The 7,967-nt window shown below is 67.8% G+C and carries 8 protein-coding genes and 1 pseudogene; 8 read left to right on the top strand and 1 reads right to left on the bottom strand.

Annotation, left to right across the window (positions count from 1 at the left end; translation table 11 throughout):
- Positions 1 to 414, top strand: a 414-nt coding sequence (locus ACFDSW_RS13425; RefSeq protein WP_375250788.1) for a fumarylacetoacetate hydrolase family protein, incomplete at its 5' end; no start/stop codon positions are given.
- Entirely contained in the window at positions 411 to 1,967 is a 1,557-nt protein-coding gene (treF, locus tag ACFDSW_RS13430; RefSeq protein ID WP_375250789.1) for an alpha,alpha-trehalase TreF, read from the top strand. The genes ACFDSW_RS13425 and treF, both read left to right, overlap by 4 nt.
- A gap of 71 nt (positions 1,968 to 2,038) precedes the next feature.
- On the opposite strand, the gene ACFDSW_RS13435 is transcribed toward treF, so the two are convergent.
- Entirely contained in the window at positions 2,039 to 2,425 is a 387-nt protein-coding gene (locus ACFDSW_RS13435) for a hypothetical protein (protein WP_375250790.1), read from the bottom strand.
- Positions 2,426 to 2,600: 175 nt separating this feature from the next.
- Between ACFDSW_RS13435 and ACFDSW_RS13440 the strand changes: the two genes are divergently transcribed.
- The 6 genes and pseudogenes from ACFDSW_RS13440 to ACFDSW_RS13465 all read left to right on the top strand — a co-directional run.
- Entirely contained in the window at positions 2,601 to 3,575 is a 975-nt protein-coding gene (locus ACFDSW_RS13440; protein ID WP_375250791.1) for a cysteine synthase A, read from the top strand.
- Positions 3,576 to 3,650: 75 nt separating this feature from the next.
- On the top strand, positions 3,651 to 3,965 hold the full coding sequence (locus ACFDSW_RS13445; protein ID WP_375250792.1) for a hypothetical protein: 315 nt from the start codon (positions 3,651 to 3,653) through the stop codon (positions 3,963 to 3,965).
- 424 nt (positions 3,966 to 4,389) lie between these two features.
- A complete protein-coding gene (locus tag ACFDSW_RS13450; protein WP_375250793.1) occupies positions 4,390 to 4,893 on the top strand; it encodes a division/cell wall cluster transcriptional repressor MraZ in 504 nt (167 codons plus the stop codon).
- An 8-nt stretch (positions 4,894 to 4,901) separates the two neighbouring features.
- Positions 4,902 to 5,840 (top strand): annotated as a pseudogene (gene rsmH, locus ACFDSW_RS13455) (16S rRNA (cytosine(1402)-N(4))-methyltransferase RsmH).
- A gap of 2 nt (positions 5,841 to 5,842) precedes the next feature.
- Positions 5,843 to 6,478, top strand: a complete 636-nt coding sequence (locus tag ACFDSW_RS13460) for a hypothetical protein (protein ID WP_375250794.1) — start codon at positions 5,843 to 5,845, stop codon at positions 6,476 to 6,478.
- On the top strand, positions 6,475 to 7,967 hold a 1,493-nt coding region (locus ACFDSW_RS13465; RefSeq protein WP_375250795.1), incomplete at its 3' end, for a peptidoglycan D,D-transpeptidase FtsI family protein. The genes ACFDSW_RS13460 and ACFDSW_RS13465, both read left to right, overlap by 4 nt.

Below are 7,967 nucleotides of genomic sequence, written 5' to 3' on the forward strand. Positions count from 1 at the left end.
CCGGTGTTCGTCACCCCCGATGCGCTGGGGGAATGGTGGCGGGACGGCAAGCTGCATCGCACGCTGATGGTCGACCTGAATGGTCAGCCATTCGGTCGCGTCGCAGCCGGCGAGGACATGACGTTCGACTTCGGCACGCTGATCGCACACGCCGCGAAGACGCGCGCCCTGGGGGCGGGGACGATCGTCGGATCGGGGACGGTATCGAATCGCGATGCGGATGGCGGGCCGGGGCGGCCGATCAGCGAGGGCGGCGTGGGCTATTGCTGCTTGGCGGAGGTACGCACGGTCGAGACGATCCGCAGCGGCGCCGCGGTGACGCCGTTCCTGAAGCGAGGGGACGTCGTCCGTATCTGGGCGGAGGATGATCGCCATCATCCGATCTTCGGCGTGATCGAGCAGGCAGTCGCATGATGCGGCGACGCGCGATCGTGCCGTTGGCGCTGGTGTCGCTGATGGCGGCGAACGGTGCGGCGGCGCGCGATACCGCCGCGCGTGTCGCGCCGGCGATCGTGCCGGCGACCCCGGCACAATTGTACGGGCCGCTGTTCGAGGCGGTGCAGATGCGGCGGATATTCGCTGACGGCAAGACCTTCGCCGACGCGGTGGCGAAGCGTGATCCGCGCGCGATCCTCGCGGATTACCGACGCGGCGATTATCGTGACGATGCGCGGCTGAAGGCTTTCGTGCTCGCGAATTTCACCGTCCCGGCGGAGGCGGTGACCACGCCCGTCAGCGCGGCACGGCCGCCGCTGGCGGCGCATATCCGCGCCCTGTGGCCGACCCTGACGCGCCCGCCGCTCTCCCCGCCGGCGGGATCATCGGCCCTCGCGCTGCCGTATCGCTATGTCGTGCCGGGCGGCCGCTTCCGCGAACTATATTACTGGGACAGCTATTTCACGATGCTGGGGTTGCAGGCGGACGGGCACGCCGACCTGACACGCGACATGATCGAGAATTTCGTCTCGCTCGTGACGCGATATGGCCACGTCCCGAATGGCACGCGCAGCTATTACGTCAGCCGATCGCAGCCGCCGTTTCTGTATCTGATGATGGGGCTGGTGCCGGATGCCGATCGCGCAACGCGGGCCCGGTGGCTGGACGCGCTGCTCGCCGAGCATCGCTTTTGGGTAACGCAACGATCGGTGACGATGCCCGACGGCACGCGGCTGCAACGTTATGGCGATGCGCAGCGTACGCCGCGCGATGAATCCTATCGGGAGGATGTCGAAACGGCGCACGGCGATGCGCGGCAATATAATGATCTGCGTGCGGGCGCCGAGAGCGGGTGGGACTTTTCGTCGCGCTGGCTGCGCGATGGCCGCACGCTGTCGACGATCCATACCACCACGATCGTGCCGGTTGATCTCAACAGCCTGTTGTACGGCATGGAGCGGGCGATCGCGGCGCGCAGCCGTGCGCTGGGAATGACGGCGCAGGCCGAGGCATTCGATCGTGCGGCAACCGCGCGACAGGCGGCCGTCGAGCGCTGGCTGTGGAGCGAGGAGCAGGGCCGTTACGGTGATTTCGACGTGGATGCCGGGGCGCTGCGTCCCGGCGTGACCGCGGCGACCACCTATCCGTTGTTCACCGGCGTCGCACCGGCGGCGCATGGCGAGCGCGTGGCGGCGACGATCGCGCGCGATCTGCTCGCGGCGAACGGCTTGCGTACCACGCTGGTGGCGACGGGGCAGCAATGGGACTGGCCGAACGGCTGGGCGCCGCTGCAATGGATCGCGGCGGACGGATTGCGGCGGTATGGCCATGATGATCTGGCACGACAGATCGCGACCCGCTTCGTGGCGACGGTCGAGCGTGAATATCGCGTCTCGGGCAAATTGCTGGAAAAGTATGACGTCGAGGAAAGTCGCGCGGGTGGGGGCGGCGAATATCCGACACAGGATGGCTTTGGCTGGACCAATGGCGTCACGCGCGCCTTCCAGCAGCGCTATGCGATTGGCGGATAGCCCGCCACGAGCGTCGCTGGTCGATGCCACCCCGGATCGCGTCCGGGGTGGCGATCAGACCGGCGAAGCGATCAGGTGTGGCAGACGATCGGGCCCTTGCCCGGGCGGGTAAGGGTGATCTCGGTGGTGGTGCCGGTCATCGACCAGCCACCCTCGGCGGTCAGCGGTTCGCCGGCTTCGGGCGCTTTCAGCAACGTCGGCGTACCGCCCTTCTCGGTGCGGACGACCGCCTGCTTGTCGCCCTGGAAGAAGGTGACATAAGCGAGGCTCTGATCCTTGCAGCGCATCGTCTTGTCGGCCTTGATCGCGGGCGGCAGCTCGACCGGCGCGGCATTGGCCAGCGTCGAAGCCATCGGATCGGGGTTGGTGTCGATCACCTCGGCTTTTTGCGGCTGCGAATTGCAAGCTGCGAGTGCGAACAAGGTGGCGGAGAGGAAGAGGGTGGGGAGGGTCTTCATAGCGGACGCCGACTTCGCTCATGCGGAAAACGACGTCAAGGCCGTCATGTCCAACTTATGCCCCACGTGCGCCGGACGGCGCGTCCGGCGCGGCACGATCCTCAAGCCGCACCATCGACGCCGATAGATTTTCGATCGCTTGCGCGATCGGGTGTGCGCAAGCATTTAGGGTGGCATGCAGACCATTCCCGACACGCTCGGCCTTATCGGCAACACGCCGCTCGTCCGCCTCAAGGGACCGAGTGAAGCCTCAGGCTGCGATATCTTCGGCAAGTGCGAATTCACCAACCCCGGAGCCAGCGTAAAGGACCGCGCCGCGCTCTCGATCGTCGAGGACGCCGAAGCAAAGGGGCTGTTGCGGCCCGGCGGCACGATCGTCGAGGGGACCGCGGGCAACACCGGGATCGGGCTGGCGCTGGTCGCCAATGCCAAGGGCTATCGCACGATCATCGTGATGCCCGATACCCAGTCCAAGGAGAAGATGGAGACGCTGCGGGCGCTGGGGGCGGAGCTGGTGACGGTGCCGGCGGCGCCTTATTCCTCGCCGTGCCATTTCGTCCATACCTCGCGTCGGATCGCCGAAGAGACGCCCAATGCCGTCTGGGCCAATCAGTTCGACAATATCGCCAACCGCCGCGCGCACATCACCGGCACCGCGGAAGAGATCTGGCGGCAGATGGAGGGGCGGATCGACGGTTTCACCTGCGCCGCGGGGACGGGCGGCACGCTCGCCGGCGTGGGGCTGGGGCTCAAGGCGCATGACGAGACGATCCGCATCGCCTTGACCGATCCGCACGGGGCGGCGCTCTACAATTATTACGCGCATGGCGAGCTGAAATCGGAAGGATCATCGGTCGCGGAGGGCATCGGCCAGGGGCGGATCACCGCCAATCTGGAAGGAGCGCCGATCGATACGCAATTCCGCGTTTCGGATGCCGAGGGGATGGAATGGGTCGAGCGGCTGTTGGCGGAAGAGGGGCTGTGCCTGGGCCTTTCGTCGGGCATCAACGTCGCCGGCGCGGTGCGGCTGGCGCGTGAGCTGGGGCCAGGCAAGCGCATCGCGACGATCCTCTGCGATACAGGATTTCGTTATCTTTCAACATTGTATGATCCGGAATGGCGCGCGGCGAAGGGATTGTCGCAGGGGTGAGCGCTCGCTCGCCCGGCCGGCGCCACATCATGCAATCGACAGCGTGCGGATGATCGGTTACATTTGCGCGACGAGATGAAGCCTAATCGACAACAGAAAGCGGGCGCCGAGCGCACGCATGCCGAACAGGTACGACAGCGCGTCCGTGTCGGGATGAGCGGGCTGGCGGCCGTCGTCCTGCTGATCGGGCTGGCCAGCGCGATCTTCTCCACCGTCAACAACGAAAGTCCGATCGCTGGCGCTGGCAAGCCGGAAGCGGTTGGCAACGTCACCGCGCCGGAGAATGTGCCCTCGACCGCCGCGAGCAACGAGCCGCTTGCCGAATTGGGCGTGACTCCCGCCGCGGCGGGTACGCCGACCGCGGGCCCGACTCCGGCTAAGCAGAACTGATCCCTCCGATCCGCCCTACTCGCCAGCGGTCGCCGGCGTGACGACCGCCCCGCTCGTCATCGCGGGCGCGGCGGCGCCATTGGCCGCGCCGGCGCGGCCGAATCCCGCTGTGCCGGGAGGATCGGGGACAGGCCGGCGAAATCCGGAAAATTGCCCCCCGCAGCGCTGTCGGCAGCGACGGAATACCCGTTTGATCATCCTCCGATCCGGCCGTTCGCCCCCACAATCCAGAGGGATTCCACGATTCTGCGGTTGATCCCCGCATTTCCCCGAAAATCCCTTCTCATCCCCGATCAACCCTGATACATCCTGCCTCACGACATTGGGGGCAGGACCATTGTCATTGGCCGGCATGCGACAGCCGGCGCGCGGCGAGGGCCGTGCGCCGGGCAAGCGGGCTTTTGCCCCCGCGTGCGAGGTGGGCGTGGGCGAAAGGGTGGACTATCAGGGAAAGGGGCTCGGTCTTGTCGATGACAAGGGCCGGGTGGCTATTCCCAACACCCTGCGTTCGATGCTGGCGAAGAATTCGCCGCGCGACGATGGCAAGGATGGCGGCACCGTCATCATCGCCCCGCATCCCGAGCATCGCTGCCTGATCGCTTATGATCCCGGTTTCGTGCCGTTCTGGAAAGCAAAGCTGGAGGCGCTTGATTCGGCGCAGTTCGAGAAGACCGGGCGCCCCGATTACAACATCCTGGACCGCGCCGGCGGTGCCGAGCCGCTGCCGTTCGACGGCTCGGGCCGGTTCATCATGCCGACGTTCGAGCGTCGCTATGCGCGGATCGGCGGCGCGGCGGTGTTCCTGGGTTCGTTCAACTGGATCACGATCTGGTCGCCCGCGATCCTGCTCGAAACGCCGGGGATCGATCCCATCCTCAAGGAGTACGTGGAATTCACTTGCGAAGACAAAGGGATACCTTTGTCATGAGCAACGTCATGGCCACCGCCCCGCATATCCCCGTCCTGCTCCACGAAGTGATCGACGCGCTCGCCCCCGCCCCCGGCGAGCGCCACGTCGACGGGACGTTCGGTGCCGGCGGCTATACGAGCGCGATCCTGTTGTGCGGCGCGGCGGGGTTCGCGGTAGGTCGTGTTAACGACGCGCTAGCCGCCCGCCGCCCCGTGGAGGCCGCCGAGCCCGGGCGGGCCCGGGTGGCCGCGCCCGTTTAGGCGATGGCGGAGGAACTGGCGGCGCGCGACCTGTCGCCGGTCGACGGTGTCACGCTGGATATCGGCGTGTCGTCGATGCAACTCGATCAGGCGGCGCGGGGTTTCTCGTTCCAGTCCGACGGGCCGCTCGACATGCGGATGAGCCGGGACGGCATGTCCGCGGCGGATTTCCTGAACGAGGCGGATGAGGAAACGATCGCCGACGTCCTTTATCAATATGGCGAGGAGCCGAAGTCCCGCCGCGTTGCGCGGGCGGTGGTCGCTGCGCGACCGCTGGCGACGACGACCCAGTTCGCGGCGGTGGTGCGCAAGGCGCTCGGCCATCGTCCGCACGAGAAGAAGGATCCGGCGACGCGCGCGTTTCAGGCGGTGCGTATCCATGTGAATGGCGAGCTGGATCAGCTGCAACGCGGGCTGGAGGCGGCGGAGCGCGTGCTGAAGCCGGGCGGGCGGCTGGCGGTGGTGACGTTCCATTCGCTGGAGGATCGCATGGTCAAGCGTTTCCTGCGCACGCGCTCCGGCGGCGAGCCTGCCGGATCCCGGCATCTTCCGGTGGCGGCGCCGACGCGCGCGGCCACGTTCGAGATCACCTCGCGCGGGATCCGCGCGGGCGAGGCGGAACTGGCGGCGAACCCGCGCGCCCGTTCCGCGACACTGCGAACCGCGCGGCGGACGGCGGCGGCACCCTGGGGTTTGGAGGCGTAACGATGGCGGCGATGTATCGGTTGAAGGGGCTTGGCTGGCTGGCCAGCTGCGCGATAGTGGCGATCGGCTTCTATCTCGTATCGTCGCAGGTTGCGGCGGAGCGCAAGAAGCTGGAACAGATCGATCGCAAGATCTTGTCCGCCGAGCGCGACATCCGCGCCCTGGAAACCGAGTTCGACGTCCGGTCGAACCTCGCGCAGCTGGAGCGCTGGAACGGCGACACACTGGCGCTGACCGTGCCGACCACGCAGCAGTTCGTCGCCGACGAGGCGACGCTGGCGTCGCTGTCGCCGCGCGAGCAAATGATGCCCGGCGGGCCACCCGGGTCGGGTACGGCGGTGCAGACCGCCGCGCTGATCGTCCCCGCCACGCCTTCGACCGGCGCGCCCGCCGCCCACGCGCCCGCGATCCAGACTGCCAGTGCCTCGCGCGCGGTTGCCGTGGTGAAGGCCGCTGCGACGCGCGCCCCTTCGGCAGGTGCGCCGATCCGCCTGACCCCGGCGGTCGCGACGGCGGCGGGGACCTCGCCTGCCCGCGCGATGAAGGCGGTGGCGATGCTCGACAAGTCGCTGTTGAGTGACTCGACGCTGGGTGACCTGCTGAGTGGCGCGCGCGCCGAGCGGGGCGGCCTGCGTTGACGACGCTCGTCGCCCGCCCGATCCGGGCGCCTCGCGCCAGCGACCAGCGCCAGCAGGCGCTGGCAACGCAGCATCTGCGCCTGATGGTGCTGATGCTGCTGTTCGCTGGCGGGGTGCTGATCGTGCTGCTGCGTCTGGCGCAGCTGGGCATTACGGCGGGGGACGAGCGTGCGGGACAGACGACGCTGACCGCAGCGCGGGGCGATATCGTCGATCGTAACGGCGCACCGCTGGCGCGCACGATCGATGCCTGGACGATCGGTGTCCACCCCCGGAAGCTGATCGGGGATCCCACCGAGATCGCGCAGAAGCTGGCTGACCTGATGCCTGACCGGGGCGATCAAGCGTGGTTCTATGCGCAGATCACCAAGCCGGTCAGCTTCACCTATCTGAACCGTCGTGCCAGCCCCGCGCTGGTGGAGGCGGTGAATGCGATCGGCGAGCCGGGGATCGTGTTCGAGCGCGAGACGCAGCGCCTGTATCCGCAATCGACGATGGCGGCGCACGTGCTGGGCTTCATCAGCGGCGGTCGCGGCATGAGCGGGATCGAGCGCGCGCTCGACGATCGCCTGTCCACCGCGTCGGCGTCGGGGCAACCGGTCGCGCTGTCGATCGATTCGCGCGTGCAGGCGGCGCTGGAAAGCGAGCTGGGCCGCGCGATGACCACCTTTTCCGCACGCGGCGGCGGCGGTATCGTTCTGGACGTCCACACCGGCGAGGTGATGGCGATGGTGTCGCTGCCGACGTTCAACCCCAATCGCGTCGGCATGGCCGGCAGCGAGCAATTGCGCAACGTGACGACGCAGAGCGTGTTCGAGCTCGGATCGACATTCAAGCCGATCACGATGGCGGCGGCGATCGACAATGGCGTCGTCACCTCGATGGCGCGGCGCTTCGATGCGACGCATCCGCTGCAGGTCGGGCGTTTCACGATCCATGACGAGCGCGGTGACCCGAAACGCTGGCTCAACATGGCGGAAACGCTGATCTATTCCTCCAACGTCGCCACCGCGCGCGTCGCCGACGAAGTCGGGCCGCAGCGGATGCAGGCGATGTTCCGCAAGCTCGGCTTCGACACGCGCCCGGATATCGAACTGCGCGAGAAGGGGCGCCCGCTGTGGCCAACCTTCTGGGCGCGGACGACGACGATGACGACCGCCTACGGCCATGGCATCGCGGTGACGCCGCTGCATCTGGCCAATGCCTATGCCGCGCTGGTGAATGGCGGGACATGGCGTCCGGCGACGCTGTTGAAGGTCGCGCCGGGCCACGCCCCGACGGGCCGCCGCGTCATCAGCGAGGCGACCAGCCTGCGCATGCGGCAGATGCTGCGGCTGGTGGTGCTGCGCGGTACCGGGCGCAAGGGCGACGCACCGGGCTATCGTGTCGGTGGCAAGACCGGCACCGCCGAGGCGGCGGTCGCGGGCGGATACGACCGCTCGCGCAACGTTGCCACCTTCGCCGCCGCCTTTCCGATGGACGCGCCACG

The organism is Sphingomonas sp., from assembly GCF_042091075.1.
In the GTDB taxonomy this organism is placed as follows: Bacteria; Pseudomonadota; Alphaproteobacteria; order Sphingomonadales; family Sphingomonadaceae; genus Sphingomonas.

Coding starts and splice junctions, on each gene's coding strand:
- treF (WP_375250789.1), top strand. CDS start 411: ATGATGCGGCGACGCGCGATCGTGCCGTTGGCGCTGGTGTCGCTGATG.
- ACFDSW_RS13435 (WP_375250790.1), bottom strand. CDS start 2,425: ATGAAGACCCTCCCCACCCTCTTCCTCTCCGCCACCTTGTTCGCACTC.
- ACFDSW_RS13440 (WP_375250791.1), top strand. CDS start 2,601: ATGCAGACCATTCCCGACACGCTCGGCCTTATCGGCAACACGCCGCTC.
- ACFDSW_RS13445 (WP_375250792.1), top strand. CDS start 3,651: ATGAAGCCTAATCGACAACAGAAAGCGGGCGCCGAGCGCACGCATGCC.
- ACFDSW_RS13460 (WP_375250794.1), top strand. CDS start 5,843: ATGGCGGCGATGTATCGGTTGAAGGGGCTTGGCTGGCTGGCCAGCTGC.